Raw genomic sequence first — 17,543 nt, 5'->3', positions numbered from 1 at the left:
GAAGGGAAGCGAAAGGCCCTACCCGCCCATCGTCTCTTCGAAGCGGACGGTGTCTCCCTGAGCGGGCGTCTCGAGGGAGCCGTCCCACATCACCACGTTGCCGCGCACCACCGTGCCGATGGGCCAGCCGGTGACCGTGACCCCGTCATAGGGAGTCCAGCCGCACGTGGAGGCGATCCAGTTGTTGGTGATGGTCTCGCGACGCTTCAGGTCGACCACGGTGAAATCGGCGTCGTAGCCTACGGCGATGCGGCCCTTCCGGGCGATGCCGAACAGGCGCTTGGGGCCGGCGCTCGTCATGTCGACGAACCGCTCCAGGGTGAGCCTGCTCGCATTGACGTGGTCGAGCATGATCGGGACCAGGGTCTGCACCCCGGTCATGCCGGAGGGCGTATTGGGATAGGTCTTGTCCTTCTCGGCCTTCGTATGCGGCGCGTGGTCCGAGCCCAGGATGTCGGCGATGCCTTCGTCCAGCCCCTGCCAGAGAGCGGCCCGGTGGTTCTCGTCGCGGACGGGCGGGTTCATCTGCGCATAGGTGCCGAGGCGCTCATAGCATTCGGGCGCCACCAGGGTGAGGTGATGCGGCGTCACCTCCACGGAGACCAGGTCCTTGTGGTCCTTCAGGAGAGCCATCTCTTCGGCCGTCGTGACATGGAGCACATGGATGCGCGCGCCCGTTTCGGACGCGATCCTGACGAGGCGCTGGGTGCAGGCGAGCGCCACCTCGGCCGAGCGCCAGACCGGATGGGAGCGCGGGTTGCCCTCGATCCGCAGGTCCTTACGAGCGCGCAGCATAGCCTCGTCCTCCGAGTGGAACGCGGCGCGGCGGCGGGTCCGGCGCAGGATCTGGGCGATGCCCTCGTCGTCCTCGACCAGGAGCGAGCCCGTGGAGGAGCCCATGAAGACCTTGATGCCGGCGGCGCCCGGCAGGCGCTCCAGCTCAGCCACATGCCGTGCATTCTCGTGGGTGCCGCCGACCCAAAAGGCGAAATCGCAATGCATCCGGCCGCGACCGCGCGCGATCTTGTCCGCCAGGGCCTCGGGAGTCGTGGTCTGGGGATCGGTGTTGGGCATCTCGAACACGGCCGTCACGCCGCCCATCACGGCCGCGCGGGAGCCTGATTCGAGATCCTCCTTGTGGTCGAGCCCGGGCTCGCGGAAATGGACCTGCGTGTCGATGACGCCCGGGAGAATATGCAGGCCCTTGCAGTCCACTTCCCGCCCGGCCGAGGCGCGGGACAGGTCGCCGATCGCCGCGATGGTGCCTCCCCGTACGCCCACGTCGCGCTCCGCGCGCCCGTCGTGATTCACGACGATGCCGCCCTTGAGAATCAGGTCGAAGGTCTGGGGCATGAGGTCTCGTCCCTTGAAGGCTGGTGCCGTCCGGGCATATGTCACGCTTCGAACAAGAGCAACAAGACAGATCGCCGGAGCCGCATATGCCGTCAGCGCATCTCACCGACAGGGGTGTCGTCAAGGTCTCGGGAGAGGATGCCAAGACCTTCCTCGACGGCCTTGTCACCTGTGACATGGACAAAATTACATCACAGCGGGCGCGGCTGGGGGCTTTGCTGACGCCCCAGGGCAAGATCCTGTTCGACTTCATGGTCTTCGAGGCTCCACCGGAGATCGGCGGCGGGTACTTTCTCGACGTCATGAAGGTCTTCGCGCCCGATCTCGCCAAGCGGCTCGGCTTCTACAAGCTCCGCGCCAAGGTCGCAGTCGAGGACAAGTCGGACATGCTGGCCGTCGTGGCCGGGTGGGATGCCCCGCCTCCGGCCGACGAAGCGGGCCTCGTCACGGAAGATCCGCGCCTTGCGGCCCTGGGCTGGCGCGCCATCGTGGCGGCCGAGGATGCGGCCGAATTCACCACGGCCTCGGCAGAGGATTACCACGCCCGCCGCATTGCCCTCGGCATTCCGGAAGGCGGGCGGGATTTCCTGTTCGGCGATGCATTTCCGCACGAGGCGCTGATGGACCAGCTCCACGGTGTCGATTTCGACAAGGGCTGCTACGTGGGCCAGGAGGTCGTCTCGCGCATGCAGCATCGGGGCACGGCCCGGACCCGGATCGTGCCGGCGACCTACGAGGGAGGCTTTGCGGCCGAGGCCGGCGTCGAGGTGACGGCCGGAGACAAGATTCTCGGCAAGACCGGGACGGGCGCCCGAGGGCGTGGTCTCCTGATGATCCGCCTCGACAGGGCCGCCGATGCCCTCGCGGCGGGCGAGACGATCCGGGCGGGAGGAATCGCGGTCGTTCTGGACAAGCCTGAATGGATAGGCTTTCCTTTCCCGGGTGAAATCGAACAGAGGGCCTGACCGGGTTCGGCAGCCCTAGGAACGCTCGGTCCCCGGTTGCGTTACCGGACAACCGGACCCGGCATAACCAGACAGACGGTATACCAGCGTGATCGGGCGATCTTAATGGATTCAGTAACGAGAGTACGCATGGCAGCGCGCGACGAAGGGCAGCTGCATCTTCTTCTGGCGTCGATCACCGACTACGCCATCTATATGCTCGACTCGTCAGGCACCATCGTGAGCTGGAATACGGGAGCGCAACGCTTCAAGGGCTACACCGAGGACGAGATCATCGGCGAGCACTTCTCCCGCTTCTACACGGACGAGGATCGCGCCACCGGCCTGCCGTTCCGTGCCCTCAAGACCGCTGCCGACCAGGGGAAATTCGAAGGCGAAGGGTGGCGTGTTCGCAAGGACGGCACGCGCTTCTGGGCCCACGTCGTCATCGACGCCATCCGGGGCGCGGACGGGACCCTGCTCGGCTTCGCCAAGATCACGCGGGACGTCTCGGAGCGAAAACAGGCGCAGGACGCGCTCGCCCAGGCGCAGGCCGCCCTGTTCCAGTCCCAGAAGATGGAGGCCGTCGGCCAGCTCACGGGCGGGATCGCGCACGATTTCAACAATCTTCTGACGATCATCGTCAACAATCTCGATCTGCTCACCCGCACGGCCCGGGAACCGCGCGACATGCGCCTGATCGAGAGCGCCCAGCGCGCGGCCGACCGGGGCGCGAAGCTGACGCAGCAATTGCTGGCCTTCTCGCGCCGGCAGCCCCTCCAGCCCGAGCTGAACAATCCGAACGGCCTGATCCGGGGCTTCGAGCCCGTGCTGCACCGGGCCTGCGGTGAGACCATCGATTTTTCGGTCTCTCTGGACCCGCATCTCAAGTCCTCGAACATCGACGGGCCGCAATTCGAGACCGCCCTTCTCAACCTCGTCATCAACGCCCGGGACGCCATGCCCGGTGGCGGTACCCTGATGATCGAGACGCGGAACGTCGTAATTCGTGAAGGCGACAGGGAGGCCAAGTACCTGAAGCCCGGCGCCTACGTCCGCATCGCGGTCATCGACCAGGGCACAGGCATGTCGCCGGAGGCGGCAAGCCGCGCCTTCGAGCCGTTCTTCACCACCAAGGAAGTGGGCAAGGGCACCGGCCTGGGCTTGAGCCAGGTCTATGGCTTCGTGACCCAGTCGGAGGGTCACATCGAGATCGACAGCACGCCCGGAAAGGGCACCACCATCATCATGCTGCTTCCGGCACAGGAGGGGGAGAGCGATTCTCGAGAGGATGCCGTGGACGATCGTGAAATCAGGCAGAGCGCGGGCACCGTCCTGATCGTCGAGGACGAGCCGGAAGTGCTCGAGATTGCCAGTGAGATCTTCGATAGTCTCGGCTACGAAGTCCTGACTGCCGTGGACGCTCTCGCGGCCCTCGAGGTGCTGCAGAGCGACCGGCATATCGACGTCCTGTTCTCGGACGTGGTGATGCCGCGGGGCATGAGCGGGCTCGAACTCGCCAAGGAGACCCAGCGCCTGCGCCCGAAGGTCAAAATCCTGCTCGCGTCCGGCTACCCGGTTTCCACGCTTCCCACCCAAGGGCTGCCCGAAGGGGCCTCCTTCATCAGCAAGCCCTATCGCTGGACGGAGCTTGCCGACAAGCTGCGTGTTCTGAGAGCGAGGGGCTGAAGCCCGCCTGGGCCCTGCCCATCGTCCCCCGTGATGTCTGCCGGCGCGAAAATTGATTGGTCGGCGGCCCATCGTTGCGCCTATGACATCGGACGAGACGAGGATGGGCCCGCCATGTACCAGCCGCCGCATTTCCGCGAGGACCGCCTGGAGGTCCAGCACGCGTTCATCCGCTCCCATCCGTTCGGCCTGCTGGTGACGGCGGGACGATCGGGACTTGTTGCCAATCCTGCGCCGTTCCTGCTCGACGAGGCAGCGTCCCCGCAGGGCACACTCAAGGCGCATCTGGCGCGGGCCAATCCCCAATGGCAGGACGTGGAGCCCGGTGCGGAGGCTCTGGTAATCTTCCAGGGGCCGGACGCCTATGTGACCCCGTCCTGGTACGAAACGAAGCGCGAGACCGGCAAGGTCGTGCCGACCTGGAACTACGCGATGGTCCAGGCTTATGGGCGGATCAGCGTATTCGAGGATCCCGCCTGGATCCTCGACCAGGTCACGGCCCTCACGACCCGGCACGAGGCCCCGTTCCCTACTCCCTGGGCCGTGACCGATGCGCCCGAGCCTTTCGTCACGGCCCAGCTCAAGGGAATCGTCGGCATCGCCATCGAGATCACTCGCATCGAGGCGAAGTGGAAGGTCAGCCAGAACCGCCCTGAAGCCGACCGCCAGGGCGTGAGCGCGGGCCTGCGCGGCCTGGCCGATGAGCGATCGGAGGCCATGGCGGAGCTGGTGGAGGCGCGCGGCGCCAAATCCTGAGAAGGGCCTTAAGGGCGCGGGTCCTCGTCCGCATCCTCCGCCGGCCAGTCGACGAGGCGCTCCAGAAGTTCCCGAACGGTGAAATCCTCCTCGGGCCCAGCCACCCGGTCCCGCACCGAAATTCCGGCCGCATGCACGCTTTCGGGATCGCCCGACACAAGGGGATGCCACCAGTACAGATCCTGCCCCTCGGCCAGGAGCCGGTAGGCGCAGGTGGCCGGGAGCCAGGACAGGCCACGCACCGCCTCCGGGGTCAGCCGGACGCAGTCCGGAACCTTGGCCTGCCGGTTGGGATAGTCGCGACAGCGGCAGGTCTGGTCGTCGAGCAGGGTGCAGCCCACATCCGTGTAGAGCACCTCCCCGGTATCCTCGTCCTCGAGCTTCACCAGGCAGCAGCGGCCGCAACCGTCGCACAGGCTCTCCCACTCGTCGGCGGACATCGCCTCCAAGGACTTTACTTTCCAGAAGGGCAAATCTTCAGGCTTTAACGTTACGACAGCTGTGGTATCCATAAAGAGGTCTCAACCCTTTCTTTACGGCACTTTGAGGGAAGCGGGGAATGGCGGAATTTCGGCCTTATGGGCAAGGGTACGAAACCATATGAACCGTCAAGCCTTTTCGTGAGTTGTTAATAGAAGCCTCCGCGACGGTGTCCCGCCGGACGGAGGGTTAAGGATCACCGCAAGCCCCCAGGTCATCCGACCTGCCCGAAGGACCTCCCCGTGCGCCCGCAGCCCCGTACGCCGTTCAAAACGAAGATTAAGCGCGCGGCCCTGGCTTTCGATGCCTGGCTCAACACATCCCTGTACCAGAGCGGGCAGAAGCTCGCACGAGGCTGGGAGGCTTATTCGGATTTCGCAAAGTGCCTGCGGTTTCGTGGCGCACCCCGTGCCCTCCTCGACCTGACGAGCGAGGCGACCACCCTGGGCCTTGCGGGCGGCGTCGTCATGCTGGCGCTGGCGCTGCCGGCCTTCCGCGAGACCGAGGAAGACTGGCTCAAGACCCAGGACCTCGCCGTGACTTTCCTGGACCGCTACGGCCAGGAGGTCGGCCGCCGGGGCATCCGGCTCGACGATTCCTACAAGCTTGAGGATTTCCCGGACTACCTCGTCAAGGCCGCGCTCGCGACCGAGGACCGGCGTTTCTACGATCATTGGGGCATCGACCCGATCGGCACCTTCCGGGCCCTCGTGGTCAATGCTCAGGGCGGTGGCGTGGTCCAGGGCGGCTCCTCCATCACTCAGCAGCTCGCCAAGAACCTCTTCCTCACCAACGAGCGCTCCCTCGAGCGCAAGATCAAGGAAGCCTTTCTGGCCGTCTGGCTCGAGCACCACCTGACCAAGAACCAGATCCTCAAGCTCTATCTCGACCGGGCCTATATGGGCGGCGGCGCACACGGTGTGGTGGCTGCGGCGGACTACTATTTCGGCAAATCTGCCAAGGACGTGACCCTGGCGGAGGCCGCCATGCTGGCGGGCCTCTTCAAGGCGCCGACGAAATATGCCCCGCACATCAATCTGCCGGCCGCCCGCGCCCGCGCCAACGATGTATTGCGGAACATGGTGGAGGCCGGGTTCCTGACCGAAGGACAGATCCAGACCGCCCTGCGCAACCCGGCGACCCCGGTAAACCGCAGCCGCGAGACGACCCCCGATTTCTATCTGGACTGGGCCTTCGAGCAGGTGAAGCAGCTCGCGGCTGAAAAGAAATTCGGCAATGACCGCGTCCTCACGATCAAGACGCCCCTGGACACGGCCCTCCAGGCCCAGGCGGAGGAGACCCTGGAGAACATGCTCCGCCAGCACGGCCGCGAATACCGGGCCGGCCAGGGCGCCCTCGTGGTGATGGACGTGGACGGTGCGGTGCGCGCCATCGTCGGCGGGCGAGATTATGGCCAGAGCCAGTTCAACCGCGCTACCGATGCCCTGCGTCAGCCGGGCTCGTCCTTCAAGCCCTTCGTCTATGCCACGGCGCTGACCGCCGACCCGAAGCTGACCCCCTCGTCCACGGTGGTCGACAAGCCGATCTGCCTCGGCAACTGGTGCCCGCAGAACTATGGACGCTCCTTCTCGGGCAGCATGCCCATGGTCTCAGCCCTGGCCCGGTCCATCAACTCGATTCCGGTCTGGATGTCCCTCCAGATCGGCAAAGGCAACGCCAAGGCCGGGCGCGCCAAGATCATCGAGATGGCGGGCAAGATGGGCCTGACCCATCCGCTGACGGATTCGAGCTCCCTGCCCATCGGGGCGGCTGAGGTGACGGTCATCGACATGGCCTCGTCCTATGCGGTCTTCGCCAATGGGGGCCGCAAGGCACCGCCCTACGCCGCCTGGGAGGTGCACAACTCACAGGGTGACGTGATCTACCGCCATGCCACGGATACGCCCCAGCCCCAGGTGCTGGAGCCGCGGGTGGTCAACGCCATGAACTTCATGCTCAACAAGGTGGTCGACGAAGGCACCGGCAAGCGCGCTCAGCTCGATGGCATCCGCGCAGCCGGCAAGACCGGCACCACGAACGGCTATCGCGACGCCTGGTTCGTCGGCTTCACGGGCAATCTCGTGGCCGCCGTGTGGTACGGCAATGACGACCACAGCCCCATGAACAACATGACCGGCGGCACCCTGCCGGCCATGACGTGGCAGCAAGTGATGGCCTTCGGCCACCAGAACCTCGAAATCCGCCCGCTTCCGGGCCTCGAAACGGGCGGCAACGCCAAGGTCGCGGCCAACCGCAATGCTCAGGATGAGGCCTCCGCCATGCAGCAGGCCTATCTGGCCGGCACCCTGTCGCGCCGCTCCTACGAGGTTCTCGGCACCATCAGCACACTCTTCCAGTCGGCAGCCCGCCCGGCGGCCGCAACGAAGGCGGAGGACCCGATGCGCACGTCAGGCACGCAGGAAGAGGTGGTGCGGGCCTCGCGGCGCTTCGCCATGCCGTGACGGGCCATGCGTACGCGTGGCCTGGCGGAGCCATGCGACCCGGCTAAGATACGCTCCCTGGACTCGCCAGCTTCCCTCCCCTTTGGCCCGGCGTGCTCTAGATCGAACACCATGCCGCCTTGACGAGACACGTTCCCAGGTCCACCCCGAAGGCTCCCTCAAGCCCTTTGTTCATGCCCATCCTCCAGAGCCGCTGCCGCCCGTGAAGAGACCCATTCCGACCGCCGCCCTGATCCTCTATGTCCTCCTGCTTGCGCTGGGGCTCGGCATTGGCTCGGCCTATGCGGTGCTGAAGGGCGCCCCACCCTTCGGGGCCCGGTCCTTCGGACCCTGGCATGTCTGGCCGAAGCTGGGCTCCGCGGAGGCGGATCCTTATATGCGCGCCATCGTGGCCCGGCGCGGCGACATCCCCCTGGCGACAGGCGAGGGCCTGGCCCTCACGGCCCTGGTCGACAATAGCGGGCGCCAACTGGACTCCGCCTGCTCGTACCGCATCGGCTCGTCCGCGCCCGCCGCACGCTGGTGGACACTGACCGTGTATGATGCAGACGGAAAGCTTGCCCCATCGGAACTCGGACGCAACGGCTTCACGTCGCCCGAAATACTGCGGGATGCGCAGAACGGTTTCACGATCAGCCTCTCGCGAGCCCTCAGCGCCGGCAACTGGCTTCAGCTTCCGCCGTCCGGTCCCTTCAGCGTGGTCCTGCGCCTCTACGATATCCCGGGTGCCGCGGGCCTGAGCATGAACGCCGAAGACCTGCCCACAATCGAGCGGCTGGAGTGCGGCGCATGAGCAATCTCACGCGCATCCTTCTTGCGACCCTCTGCGGGCTCGTTCTGGCCGCCGGAGTGCATATCGCGGCGGTGTTCATGGCACCGTCCTTCGCCGAGAACGACGCCTTCGGCCGCCTCCAGGACACCCTGGCGGAAGATCAGGCTCAGATCATCAGCCCGCCCGGTGGCGGCGCGACCTGGCTTCCCCTGCCCGACCCCGCGACTGCGGTGGCGGCTTGTGCCTTCGATCTTTCGGACGGCCCGGTGCGCGTGACCGCGAAGACCGGCCAGGACTTCCTGTCCTTCTCGTTTCACACCAAGACACGCGGCGTGTTCTTCGCCGTCACGGACCGCGCGGCAATCCGGGGCGAGCTCGAACTCGTGGTGATGACTCCGCGCCAACTGGACGAGGCCCGGGCCGCCGAGGACCCGAACGAGCCGACCCGCGACGTGCGCATTGTCGCGCCGCAGGAGCAGGGCTACATCGTCGTGCGTGTGGCTGCGCCCTATCCGAGCGAGCGCATGCAGGCCGAGGAGGCCGCCAAGGCGGTTTCCTGCACGGTCGATGAGGATGAGGACGAGGCGAGCTGATGTCCCGAGACGAAACCGGGCCTGCCGTGCGATGGCGGCCCATGACGGCCGGCGACCTCGCGGCCGTAAAGACCATTGCGGACTTCATCCACGTGAATCATCCGGAGGAGATGCCCGTCTTCGCCGAGCGCCTCGCTCTCTATCCGGAGGGCTGCCACGTGGCCGAGGCAGGAGCGCGCCTCGTGGGATATGCCCTCAGCCATCCCTGGCGCTATGGCGAGCCGCCGCCCCTCGACACGCCGCTCGGCGCTATTCCGGAAGGCGCGACGACCTTCTACCTGCATGACGTGGCCCTCCTGCCGGAGGGGCGCGGCAAGGGCCTTGCAGGGACGATCGTGGATCACCTCGCCGACCATGCAGCCGCAGCGGGTTTCGACAACCTGTCTCTAGTAGCCGTGAACGGCTCGCAGGGGTTTTGGGAGAAATGCGGTTTCAGGACCGCGATGACGGCTGCCCTGCGCGCGAAGCTCGCAACTTACGGCAGCGACGCCCTGTTGATGCGCCGGGACGTTCCCGATCTGCGCAGGTAACGCTTTTTCGCCGAAACGCTCAACATTCCGGCATCGTCTCGACGGGACTCGTCAAGAGCGGCGGCGGGTGCTGCCAGATGCGAAGGGGCGGGACGGATCGGGGCGGGACGTGGGCCTCTCGTAGCGCACGCCGGTAAAGAGCAGGATCTCTCCGCGCGGTTCATCCGTCGACAGTGCGGGACGCTGTGGGCGGGATGCTGCATCGGGAAAGACGACGATAGTCCCCGGTGACCTGTTCCAGACGTCATTCATGAGGGTTCCTCCCATTCGCTCGGCTGTCCGCTTCGACACTGCCCTCACAAAATAACTCTATGGTTAACAGACCGTTTCCAGCAGGCGCGTGGCGTGCAAAAGCTTCGGCAGACGCAGAATCAACATGCGGTCCGCGAATTCGGTTCCGTTAGCCGGAAGGCGTGTACCCGCGCGGGCAAAATCCTTTAACATTTCGCTAAAGGTACCTCCGTAGGGTCATCGCGTTGCCGTGCCGAAAGAGTTGCGTTCATGACGTCTCACGCCCCACAGGAGCATTGGCCGGACCTGTCGGGTCTGGGACGGGTCGAGGCAGGCGCGACGGATTCCCGCGCCGCGCTCCTGATCGCGAATGCGGAACTCTTCGTCGCAGCGCCAGCACGCGACCGCGACATTATCGAGACATTCGAGACTCTTGCGCTCGGTTTCCTGTCACGTGCGGATGACGCGACGCTCGCGACCATTGCCCGCATCCTGGCGCCCTGCGAAGACACGCCGGCCTCGATTCTCGATCGTCTGTTGCGGCACTCCCCGGACGTCCGCGACATCGTGCTCGCCCACATGGCGCATGTGTCATCTTCGCTCCTGACGCGGCTTCTTGGGACACCCGAGGGGCGCGTGCGTCTCGCCCGTCATTCCGCGCTCACGCCCATCATGGTCGATCAACTCCTCGTGATGCACGAGAGCGCCGTTGAGGATGCGCTGGCGGCGAACCGCTGCATCGCTCCGAGAGGTCCGGCCATGGGCGAGCTCATACGCCGCGCACGCCTGCGTCCGTCCCTGGCGGCTCATCTTCTGATGCGCGACTCGCTTTCGCCCCTGGACGAAGCGGCTCTCTATCTGGCAGCCGACGAAGCGCGTCGTGCACGGATCCGGGAGCGGCTCGCGACCTTCGCGCCGGGCGATCCCGCTGCGCCCTGCACGGGCCTGACCGCATCCGAGACGGCAGCCTTCCTGGCCGCAGCGCAGGCCGGGGACGTAGCGCATTTCGAAGCGCTCCTGTCCTACGCGTTCGGCTATCCGGCCCAAACGGAATGGCGGCTTCTCGCGCCCGGCCGACATGCCCTGCTGCCCCTCGCCCTCAAGGCGCTCGACTTCGCCGAGCGGGATGCGATCGCGATCATCCTTCGCCTCCACCCTGCCCTGTCCGGCTCCCTGTCGGCCGTAACGTCGCTCGTGCGAACGATGAGAAGTGCTTCGCCCGCCCTCGCGGCCGTTCTCGTGCGGGCGATCCTGGGTTTGGAAACGCCTGAGGGCTGAGAGCGTCAGCTTTCCGTCGCGAGGTCGAGAAAGTGGCGGCCGGCGCGGTCGTCCACCTCTACGAGCCAGAGATCCGGATCGAAGCGCATCTCGCGCGCCATCCGCTCTTCCACATCGAGCGGCATGACGCCCTGCAGGACGGGCGAGAAGCGGCGCTCGTCGCTGTCGTCCAGGAACAGCTGCGGCGCCGGACCATAGAGGCTCGCAGTGCCGTCGAGATGGTCGACCTTCACGAAGACCGCTCCCGCCTCCGCGGAGCCACGCTTGCGCAGGGCCGCATCCACCCCCTCGACGCCGCAGCGGCGCAGATAGGCGGAGACCCAGAAATCCGATCTCAGGCGAGCCATGACGGCATCCTGTGCCATTCGGCACGACGATCCGCAACCCGCAGGGACGACCTCACGGGAGAGGCAGGCCGGACAGGGTGGCGAGCTCGCGTAAGGTCCGGGCACCGAATTCGCCGGTCACCGGCAATTGCCGGGCGCGCTCGAACCGCTCGATGGCCTGGCGAGTCTCGGAGCCCATGATCCCGTCCGGCTTCACGCTGTAGCCGAGCTTCGCCAGGGCCCGCTGGCCGAGGAGGACGGAATCGGCCTCCGGCCGGCCGACGGAAGCCGGCGGAACCGGCACCGGGCCGCCCATGCGGATCATTTCGGCGATGGAATCGTGAGGCGGCGGAGGCATCCGTCCTGGAGGCGGCGCGGGCGTCGCCACCGCGGTCACGCGCTGCGGCTGGGTGACCTCGCCCTTCGTGATAAGGTCCGCGATAGCGCTGCGTGACGACGGCTTGGCAGGAACCGGCGCAGGAGTCGCCGGAGCCGGCGGCGCTGACACGGCCGCATGGGCGGGCGCGGGCGGCGCTTCGGCCACGGGGGCCTCCGCCAGAGGGGCGGCAACGGGCACGGGCCGCGTCGGCGGCAGAATTGTCTGAGCCGGAACCGCACCCTCCGCCGGGGAGTACGCATCCCGATTGAACAGGGGCGCCGGATGACGGACGGTCTGGAGAACGAGGGCATTCCAGGCGATGGCGGCCGCGCAGCCGGTCAGAAGAAGGGCCGAGACGGCCGCACCGGGACGCCGCACCAGGAAGGCGAGCGTCTTCGCGCCGAAGCCCGGCTCCTTGCGCGCCTTTACAGGCGCCTTGCGGGACGCGGCAGGGCGCCGGGCCGGCGCGGAGCGGCGAGCCGGCGGCGGAGCGGACGTCACGAAATCGTCGTCTGGGCGGGCAGCGAGGGCTTCACGCAAATTCGGTCTTCCCGTCTTGGTGACGCCGGCAGCGGATTTCGGCGCGGCGCATCGTCATGGGAGCACCCTGCCAGACTCCGCTTAAGCGAACCTAAAGGCGAGCGCCTGCGGATGCCATGCGGCCCGGGCGAACAGACCGCCGGAGTTCCTCCGCGGCCCTCTTTTGTCCACGATTGCCGGAGATTCCAGGGCATTCGGACGCCCGGTGCATCGTCAACCTTTCGTTCATCCTGTTTCCAGGTTGCCGGACGGCGCCCTACGAGCCCGGCCCTGGCGAGGTTATGATGAAGCATCGTGCCCTCACGGGGTTGCGAGGAAAAGGTCATGTTCTCTCTTCTGCGCGCCGCTCTGATCATCGGAGCGATCTTCTACTACTCCCCCGTCCGTCAGGGCGACGAAGGGGCCTCCGCGCTCGACGGGATCCTGGCCTGGAGCGGACAGAAACCGCAGGCCGCCGAGGCAGCCCCTGCCGCCGCTGCGCCCGCAGAGGCATCGACGCGCCTCGAAACCATGTGGCAGGCCCTGCCGGACAGCGCCAAGCAGGCGGTGATCGACCGGATCATGGCGACCTCCGGCGTCGGCACGGCCCCTTCCTCGAGCCCGGCGAGCGACACGCTCAAGCCGAGCGACCGGCAGGCGCCCTGGCGCGGAGACGCCAGGAAAACGAATTCCTGAACGGCCATCGGTCGCCAAACCGCATACGAGCCCTTATATGTCCGGCACGGAAAACGAGCCGGAATGCCATGCTGCCGCCCATTGACGAGATTGTGTCCAACTTCGAGCTCCTCGACGAGTGGGACGAGCGCTACCGCTACCTGATCGAGCTCGGCCGCATGATGGAGCCCCTGCCCGAGGAGGCCCATGTGGACGCCAACAAGGTGAGGGGCTGCGCAAGCCAGGTCTGGTTGGTGACGACCACCACCGAGGCCGACGGCGAGCCCCGTCTGCACCTGGTGGGCGACAGCGACGCTCATATCGTGCGCGGCCTCGTCGCCCTGCTTATCGCCCTCTACGAGGGCAAGACCGGCCGCGAGGCCCTCGCCACCGACGCCCTCGGCCTGTTCACCTCCCTCGGCCTCGCCGAGCACCTGACCCCGCAACGCTCCAACGGCGTCCGGTCCATGGTCGAACGCATCCGCCACGACGCCCAGGCAGTTCTCGCAGCATAACTTCTTACCGTTGCGCACATCTCCCTGAGTGAAGGAAAGGGAGCGCCGCCCCCCACCCTTCTCATCCCTCCCCACAAGGGGGAGGGAAACCCGTCGCGCTCCGTCCCGACCGCACAGCATTTCTCGGTTCAGCTGCGTCCGCCCTCGATCACCACGGCCTTCCAGGCGCGGATGCCGCGGGAGGCGGCGGGGCCCTGGGCTGTGGCCTCGATGCCGTAATGCTCCGCAAGCCGCGCCAGAGCGAGCCGGACGACGACCTTGGCGGAGCGGGGCGGCCAGTGCCGCTCCCGCTCGATGAGCTCCAGCCCCTTCAGGAAGCCGCATAGGTCCATCAGGAGATCGCTGAAATCCGCCCCCAGTGCATCGAAGGCGTTGCGGACGCGCTGGCGGGCCGCGACCATGCGGTCCGTCGCCTCCCCAGGCGAAGCCGGCCCGCCACTACGGGGCATTGCGTCCCAGCGCGCCGTGACGCCCGGCAGGAGACCCGCGAGAGCAATGTCGGCGCGGAGCCGTTCGCCCGCCTGATGACACGCCTCGTCGATGAGAGGCTGCCCGTCGCGCCCCTTGCGGCGGCGCAGCCAATCCAGCGGGCTTTCCTCCGTATCGACCCGCACCCGTGCCCGGCCCGTCTCGCTCTCGACGGATGAGATCTCGGTCTCCCGGTGCTGATGAAAAAAGCCCGCCGCCGGCTCTGTCGCCTCGGCCCGGCGCAGATGTGCGCGGCCTGCATCGGTCAGGAGCAGGGCCTCCCCGCCCTCCGGACCGCGCTGCCAGCGGGCAAGATCCTGCCGCGCCAGGGTTTCGGCCGCATTCCGCGAGAAGCGCCCTGCCCCAACAGAGACCGCCTCGCGGCGCTTGCGCAGGATCACATCCTCCCTGTCGGTCGGGTCGACGAAGGCCTGTGCCTCGGGCAGGCCAAGGGCCTCGAGCAAGCGCTTGGCCTCGCGGGTCAACGCGCGCGACGGCAAGGCGAGATTGCTCTCCCGATGCGCCCCGCCCTCGTCCCGGGAGGCTTTCATCTTCCGGCTCTTGCCCTTTGCTTCGGACCGCCCCTGACCTTGCTTTCCAATGCCATAACTATCCTTTTTGTTCATGATTTGTTCCTTAAAATAAATCAAGAAGGGACGAGTCCCTTCGTCCTGAATTGTGAGCCCATATTCCTACCTGTCAAGGAGAGGCCAAGCTGTGGATAATTCTGGGGACAGAGGATCGCGCCTCTCCAGAAGAAGCGCCGCTCAGTGAGAATAGAGAACGAGCGAGACCCTGCTCCGGCGAAAGCGCGCGGTCATGCGCGGGGAACGGGACCGCGAAACTACCGACTCACCCGACCGCCTCGCAGCCTGAAAAGCCATGCCGCTCGGACGGTTTTCACAAGTCGCAAGCCGCTGCCCGCCCGAGCAGGAAGGCCCTCTCGGGTCCGTTCCGGGTGAGCGCGGCAGCTTGCTCGAACTGCTCCCTGGCTTCCGCCGGCCGACCGGCCCGGAACAGGAAATCTCCCTTTGCGGCCGACAGGGGTGCGTAGCTGCGCAGAGCCTCCGCCCGCTCGATCTCGCCCAGGAGTTCAAGACCGACCTCTGGACCGAAGGCCATGCTGTGGGCCACGGCCCGGTTGAGGGCAACGATGGGTGATGGCCTGACAATCAGGAGAGCGTCGTAGAGCCCCGCGATTCTCGGCCAATCCGCCTCGTCTGCCGTGCGGGCCCGGGCATGGCAGGCAGCGAGTGCAGCCTGCAGGGCATAGGGACCGTCGGCACCGCCCAGGGCCTCGGCCCTCTCCAGGGCGGCCAGGCCGCGACGGATCAGGAGCCGGTCCCAGCGGGCCCGGTTCTGCTCCGGCAGAGGAATCGGAATGCCGCCCGGGCCCTGGCGAGCAGGCAGACGGGACGCCTGGATCTCCATTAGCGCCACAAGACCGAAGACCTCGGCGTCATTGGGCATCAGGCGGGCCACGATCCGGCCCAGGCGCAGGGCTTCCGCACAGAGGCTCGGGCGGATCAGCTCGTCGCCGGCAGTAGCTGCATAGCCCTCGTTGAAGATCAGGTAGATTACTTCCAGGACAGTCCCGAGACGCTCCTGCCGCTCTGCCCCCGCGGCACCTCATAGGCCAATCCGGCCTTGGACAACGTCTTCTTGGCACGGACGATGCGCTGCGCGATCGTCGCCTCGCTCGACAGGAATGCGCGGGCGATCTCGTCCGTCGTGAGACCGCCAATCAGACGCAGGGTCAGGGCCGCCCGCGCCTCAGGCGAAAGAACCGGATGGCAGGCGGTGAAGATCAGGCTCAGGAGTTCGTCGCCGATATCGTCACCCATGGCCGCCTCGATGTCGTCGATGCCGGTATCGGGCTCCGGCGCAAGGTCGAGGCCGATCTCGGCATGCTTGCGTGCACGCATCCTCTCGTGGCGGATGCCGTCGATGGCCCGGCGCTTGGCCGTGGCCATGAGCCAAGCGCCGGGATTCACCGGAACCCCGGCCCTGGGCCATTCGGACAGGGCCATGACGAGGGCGTCCTGCGCCAGTTCTTCGGCCCGGCCGACATCCCGCAGCATCCGGGTCAGGCCAGCGATGAGCCTGGCCTGCTCGATCCGGAAAACCGTCTCGATTGCCTGGTGAATGTCGACTGGGGTCACGGGCTATGTCCGGGAAGGCGGGAGCACCGCCTGAAGGGCTTAGGAACCGCCCATCTTTTCGCGGACCCGGTCATGCAGGGCAGCGACGTCCGGCGTCAGGGCCTCGCCGAAATCGGCCATTTCGTAGAGGGGACGAATCTCGATCTCGCTCGGCCCAGGCATGGGGTTGGGGCAGCGCTTCACCCATTCGACCGCCTCGGCCATGTCCCGGACCTCCCAGATCCAGAAGCCGGCGACGAGTTCGCGGGTCTCGGCGAAGGGCCCGTCGATGACGGTGCGGCTCGCGCCGTCGAAGGCCACGCGCTTGCCGTTCGAGGACGGCTTCAGACCATCGCCGGCCAGCATGATGCCTGCATTGGCAAGTTCTTCGTTGAATTTGCCCATGGCCTCGAAGAGCTCGGTCGAGGGCATCAGGCCCGCTTCGCTGTCCTTCGTCGCCTTCACCATAACCATGACGCGCATGTGTCTTTCTCCTCCGTTTCCGAAGGCCGGACCGGCCTTCCTGTTCACACGACGAACGAGCATCGGCGGAATCGACACTCCATCGAAAACTTTTTCACGAGACGCCGGCTGACGGAAGGCACCTCCTGAAGGATCGGGAGAAGACAGGGTCAATTCGGACCGACCGTCCTCAGCGAAAGTCATGAAAAAAGCCGCCCGTCGCGGGCGGCTTCCAACTCTCGGACCGGATCCCGAATGCTTCAGGCGCGAGCGGAGCGACGCTTCCGACGCTGCTGACCGAGTCCCATTTCTTTTGCAAGTTCGGAACGGGCCCGGGCATAGTTCGGAGCGACCATCGGGTAATCCACCGGCAGACCCCACTTCTCCCGATACTGCTCGGGAGTCATGTTGTACTGCGTACGAAGATGGCGCTTGAGGGACTTGAACTTCTTACCGTCTTCCAAGCAGACGATGTAATCCGGCGTGACCGACTTCTTCAGCGGGACGGCGGGTTTCGGAGCCTCGGTCGGAACCTCGACGGCACCTCCGCCGACACGAATCAGAGCGGAATGGATCTCGTTGATGAGCGCGGGCAGCTCGGTCGAAGGAACCGAATTGTTGCTCACATAGGCTGACACGATGTCCGCCGCCAACTCAATATAGTTCGATGCAGCACTGGTTTCACTCATTGTACTTTTCTTCCTTTCCGGTCCCAATCCCGACCCCGATCAGCAGCAATTCGTTTTCAGGGCCGTTTCTTAAGAGAAGCCGCACGTTTCACTAGAGTCCGCATCGTAATCGCACAGAAATCGTGCATTGCCGTTCACCTATGACAGTTTCCTGCCGATTACAAGTCACGCTTCGCGAAACCTACTAAAAAACTTTATATCATCTTGTGAGGAGCAATAAAACTGGATGGTTAAAAGTCTTAACCATCACCATAGGTAAACAGGATGAGAAAATTCGCATG

General features: G+C 66.0%; 17 protein-coding genes and 1 pseudogene. 10 read left to right on the top strand and 8 right to left on the bottom strand.

Going from position 1 to position 17,543, the window contains the following annotated elements; translation table 11 throughout:
- Nucleotides 1–18: 18 nt before the first annotated feature.
- On the bottom strand, nt 19–1,353 hold the full coding sequence (locus C4E04_RS06760) for a dihydroorotase (RefSeq protein ID WP_109596089.1): 1,335 nt from the start codon (nt 1,351–1,353) through the stop codon (nt 19–21).
- Nucleotides 1,354–1,439: 86 nt separating this feature from the next.
- Between C4E04_RS06760 and C4E04_RS06755 the strand changes: the two genes are divergently transcribed.
- The 3 genes from C4E04_RS06755 to C4E04_RS06745 all read left to right on the top strand — a co-directional run bounded on the left by C4E04_RS06755 (nt 1,440) and on the right by C4E04_RS06745 (nt 4,742).
- Nucleotides 1,440–2,318, top strand: coding sequence for a folate-binding protein YgfZ (locus C4E04_RS06755; RefSeq protein ID WP_109596087.1), 879 nt, complete (start codon nt 1,440–1,442; stop codon nt 2,316–2,318).
- A gap of 129 nt (nt 2,319–2,447) precedes the next feature.
- The gene (locus C4E04_RS06750; RefSeq protein WP_245416257.1) at nt 2,448–3,986 is read left to right on the top strand and encodes a PAS domain S-box protein; all 1,539 of its coding nucleotides are present in this window, start codon (nt 2,448–2,450) and stop codon (nt 3,984–3,986) included.
- A gap of 114 nt (nt 3,987–4,100) precedes the next feature.
- Nucleotides 4,101–4,742 (top strand): FMN-binding negative transcriptional regulator, encoded by a 642-nt coding sequence (locus tag C4E04_RS06745; RefSeq protein ID WP_109596083.1) that lies wholly within the window; start codon nt 4,101–4,103, stop codon nt 4,740–4,742.
- Between the two features lie 8 nt (nt 4,743–4,750).
- Here C4E04_RS06745 and C4E04_RS06740 read toward each other — a convergent pair whose 3' ends face one another.
- The gene (locus C4E04_RS06740) at nt 4,751–5,254 is read right to left on the bottom strand and encodes a YcgN family cysteine cluster protein (RefSeq protein WP_109596081.1); all 504 of its coding nucleotides are present in this window, start codon (nt 5,252–5,254) and stop codon (nt 4,751–4,753) included.
- Nucleotides 5,255–5,464: 210 nt separating this feature from the next.
- Between C4E04_RS06740 and C4E04_RS06735 the strand changes: the two genes are divergently transcribed.
- From C4E04_RS06735 to C4E04_RS06710, 5 genes are all read left to right on the top strand, one after another.
- Nucleotides 5,465–7,684 carry a transglycosylase domain-containing protein gene (locus tag C4E04_RS06735; RefSeq protein ID WP_109596079.1) on the top strand — a complete coding sequence of 740 codons (2,220 nt, stop codon included), beginning with the start codon at nt 5,465–5,467 and terminating at the stop codon, nt 7,682–7,684.
- 202 nt (nt 7,685–7,886) lie between these two features.
- Nucleotides 7,887–8,477 (top strand): DUF1214 domain-containing protein, encoded by a 591-nt coding sequence (locus tag C4E04_RS06730; protein ID WP_109596078.1) that lies wholly within the window; start codon nt 7,887–7,889, stop codon nt 8,475–8,477.
- A complete protein-coding gene (locus tag C4E04_RS06725) occupies nt 8,474–9,049 on the top strand; it encodes a DUF1254 domain-containing protein (RefSeq protein ID WP_109596076.1) in 576 nt (191 codons plus the stop codon). The genes C4E04_RS06730 and C4E04_RS06725 overlap by 4 nt, the downstream gene beginning before the upstream one ends.
- Nucleotides 9,049–9,579: a GNAT family N-acetyltransferase gene (locus C4E04_RS06720; protein ID WP_109596074.1), complete on the top strand. Its 531-nt coding sequence runs from the start codon at nt 9,049–9,051 to the stop codon at nt 9,577–9,579. The genes C4E04_RS06725 and C4E04_RS06720 overlap by 1 nt, the downstream gene beginning before the upstream one ends.
- Before the next feature lie 501 nt (nt 9,580–10,080).
- Nucleotides 10,081–11,088, top strand: a complete 1,008-nt coding sequence (locus C4E04_RS06710; RefSeq protein WP_109596070.1) for a hypothetical protein — start codon at nt 10,081–10,083, stop codon at nt 11,086–11,088.
- 5 nt (nt 11,089–11,093) lie between these two features.
- On the opposite strand, the gene C4E04_RS06705 is transcribed toward C4E04_RS06710, so the two are convergent.
- Nucleotides 11,094–11,435 carry a DUF1491 family protein gene (locus tag C4E04_RS06705; RefSeq protein WP_109600863.1) on the bottom strand — a complete coding sequence of 114 codons (342 nt, stop codon included), beginning with the start codon at nt 11,433–11,435 and terminating at the stop codon, nt 11,094–11,096.
- A gap of 52 nt (nt 11,436–11,487) precedes the next feature.
- Complete coding sequence (locus C4E04_RS20830) at nt 11,488–12,333, bottom strand: peptidoglycan-binding domain-containing protein (RefSeq protein ID WP_162559302.1); 846 nt, start codon at nt 12,331–12,333, stop codon at nt 11,488–11,490.
- A 324-nt stretch (nt 12,334–12,657) separates the two neighbouring features.
- Here C4E04_RS20830 and C4E04_RS06690 point away from each other — a divergent pair, with 324 nt between their 5' ends.
- On the top strand, nt 12,658–13,008 hold the full coding sequence (locus C4E04_RS06690) for a hypothetical protein (protein ID WP_109596064.1): 351 nt from the start codon (nt 12,658–12,660) through the stop codon (nt 13,006–13,008).
- 68 nt (nt 13,009–13,076) lie between these two features.
- A complete protein-coding gene (locus tag C4E04_RS06685; protein ID WP_109596062.1) occupies nt 13,077–13,502 on the top strand; it encodes a SufE family protein in 426 nt (141 codons plus the stop codon).
- 128 nt (nt 13,503–13,630) lie between these two features.
- On the opposite strand, the gene C4E04_RS06680 is transcribed toward C4E04_RS06685, so the two are convergent.
- The 4 genes and pseudogenes from C4E04_RS06680 to C4E04_RS06665 all read right to left on the bottom strand — a co-directional run bounded on the left by C4E04_RS06680 (nt 13,631) and on the right by C4E04_RS06665 (nt 17,262).
- Nucleotides 13,631–14,521 carry a DUF6456 domain-containing protein gene (locus tag C4E04_RS06680; RefSeq protein WP_245416256.1) on the bottom strand — a complete coding sequence of 297 codons (891 nt, stop codon included), beginning with the start codon at nt 14,519–14,521 and terminating at the stop codon, nt 13,631–13,633.
- Nucleotides 14,522–14,870: 349 nt separating this feature from the next.
- Nucleotides 14,871–16,132 (bottom strand): annotated as a pseudogene (locus C4E04_RS06675) (RNA polymerase sigma factor).
- A gap of 39 nt (nt 16,133–16,171) precedes the next feature.
- Nucleotides 16,172–16,594: a YciI family protein gene (locus C4E04_RS06670; RefSeq protein WP_109596060.1), complete on the bottom strand. Its 423-nt coding sequence runs from the start codon at nt 16,592–16,594 to the stop codon at nt 16,172–16,174.
- 239 nt (nt 16,595–16,833) lie between these two features.
- The gene (locus tag C4E04_RS06665; protein ID WP_109596058.1) at nt 16,834–17,262 is read right to left on the bottom strand and encodes a MucR family transcriptional regulator; all 429 of its coding nucleotides are present in this window, start codon (nt 17,260–17,262) and stop codon (nt 16,834–16,836) included.
- Between the last annotated feature and the right edge of the window lie 281 nt (nt 17,263–17,543).

This window comes from Microvirga sp. 17 mud 1-3 (assembly GCF_003151255.1).
Classification (GTDB): Bacteria; Pseudomonadota; Alphaproteobacteria; order Rhizobiales; family Beijerinckiaceae; genus Microvirga.
This window is presented reverse-complemented; position numbering and strand designations above follow the sequence as displayed.

Excerpts from the sequence above, each read along its gene's own strand:
- C4E04_RS06680 (WP_245416256.1), bottom strand. The coding sequence starts at position 14,521 with ATGAAAGCCTCCCGGGACGAGGGCGGGGCGCATCGGGAGAGCAATCTC.
- C4E04_RS06665 (WP_109596058.1), bottom strand. The coding sequence starts at position 17,262 with ATGAGTGAAACCAGTGCTGCATCGAACTATATTGAGTTGGCGGCGGAC.
- C4E04_RS06740 (WP_109596081.1), bottom strand. The coding sequence starts at position 5,254 with ATGGATACCACAGCTGTCGTAACGTTAAAGCCTGAAGATTTGCCCTTC.
- C4E04_RS06760 (WP_109596089.1), bottom strand. The coding sequence starts at position 1,353 with ATGCCCCAGACCTTCGACCTGATTCTCAAGGGCGGCATCGTCGTGAAT.
- C4E04_RS06720 (WP_109596074.1), top strand. The coding sequence starts at position 9,049 with ATGTCCCGAGACGAAACCGGGCCTGCCGTGCGATGGCGGCCCATGACG.
- C4E04_RS06705 (WP_109600863.1), bottom strand. The coding sequence starts at position 11,435 with ATGGCTCGCCTGAGATCGGATTTCTGGGTCTCCGCCTATCTGCGCCGC.
- C4E04_RS06685 (WP_109596062.1), top strand. The coding sequence starts at position 13,077 with ATGCTGCCGCCCATTGACGAGATTGTGTCCAACTTCGAGCTCCTCGAC.
- C4E04_RS06670 (WP_109596060.1), bottom strand. The coding sequence starts at position 16,594 with ATGCGCGTCATGGTTATGGTGAAGGCGACGAAGGACAGCGAAGCGGGC.
- C4E04_RS06690 (WP_109596064.1), top strand. The coding sequence starts at position 12,658 with ATGTTCTCTCTTCTGCGCGCCGCTCTGATCATCGGAGCGATCTTCTAC.
- C4E04_RS06725 (WP_109596076.1), top strand. The coding sequence starts at position 8,474 with ATGAGCAATCTCACGCGCATCCTTCTTGCGACCCTCTGCGGGCTCGTT.
- C4E04_RS06750 (WP_245416257.1), top strand. The coding sequence starts at position 2,448 with ATGGCAGCGCGCGACGAAGGGCAGCTGCATCTTCTTCTGGCGTCGATC.
- C4E04_RS06710 (WP_109596070.1), top strand. The coding sequence starts at position 10,081 with ATGACGTCTCACGCCCCACAGGAGCATTGGCCGGACCTGTCGGGTCTG.
- C4E04_RS06745 (WP_109596083.1), top strand. The coding sequence starts at position 4,101 with ATGTACCAGCCGCCGCATTTCCGCGAGGACCGCCTGGAGGTCCAGCAC.
- C4E04_RS06755 (WP_109596087.1), top strand. The coding sequence starts at position 1,440 with ATGCCGTCAGCGCATCTCACCGACAGGGGTGTCGTCAAGGTCTCGGGA.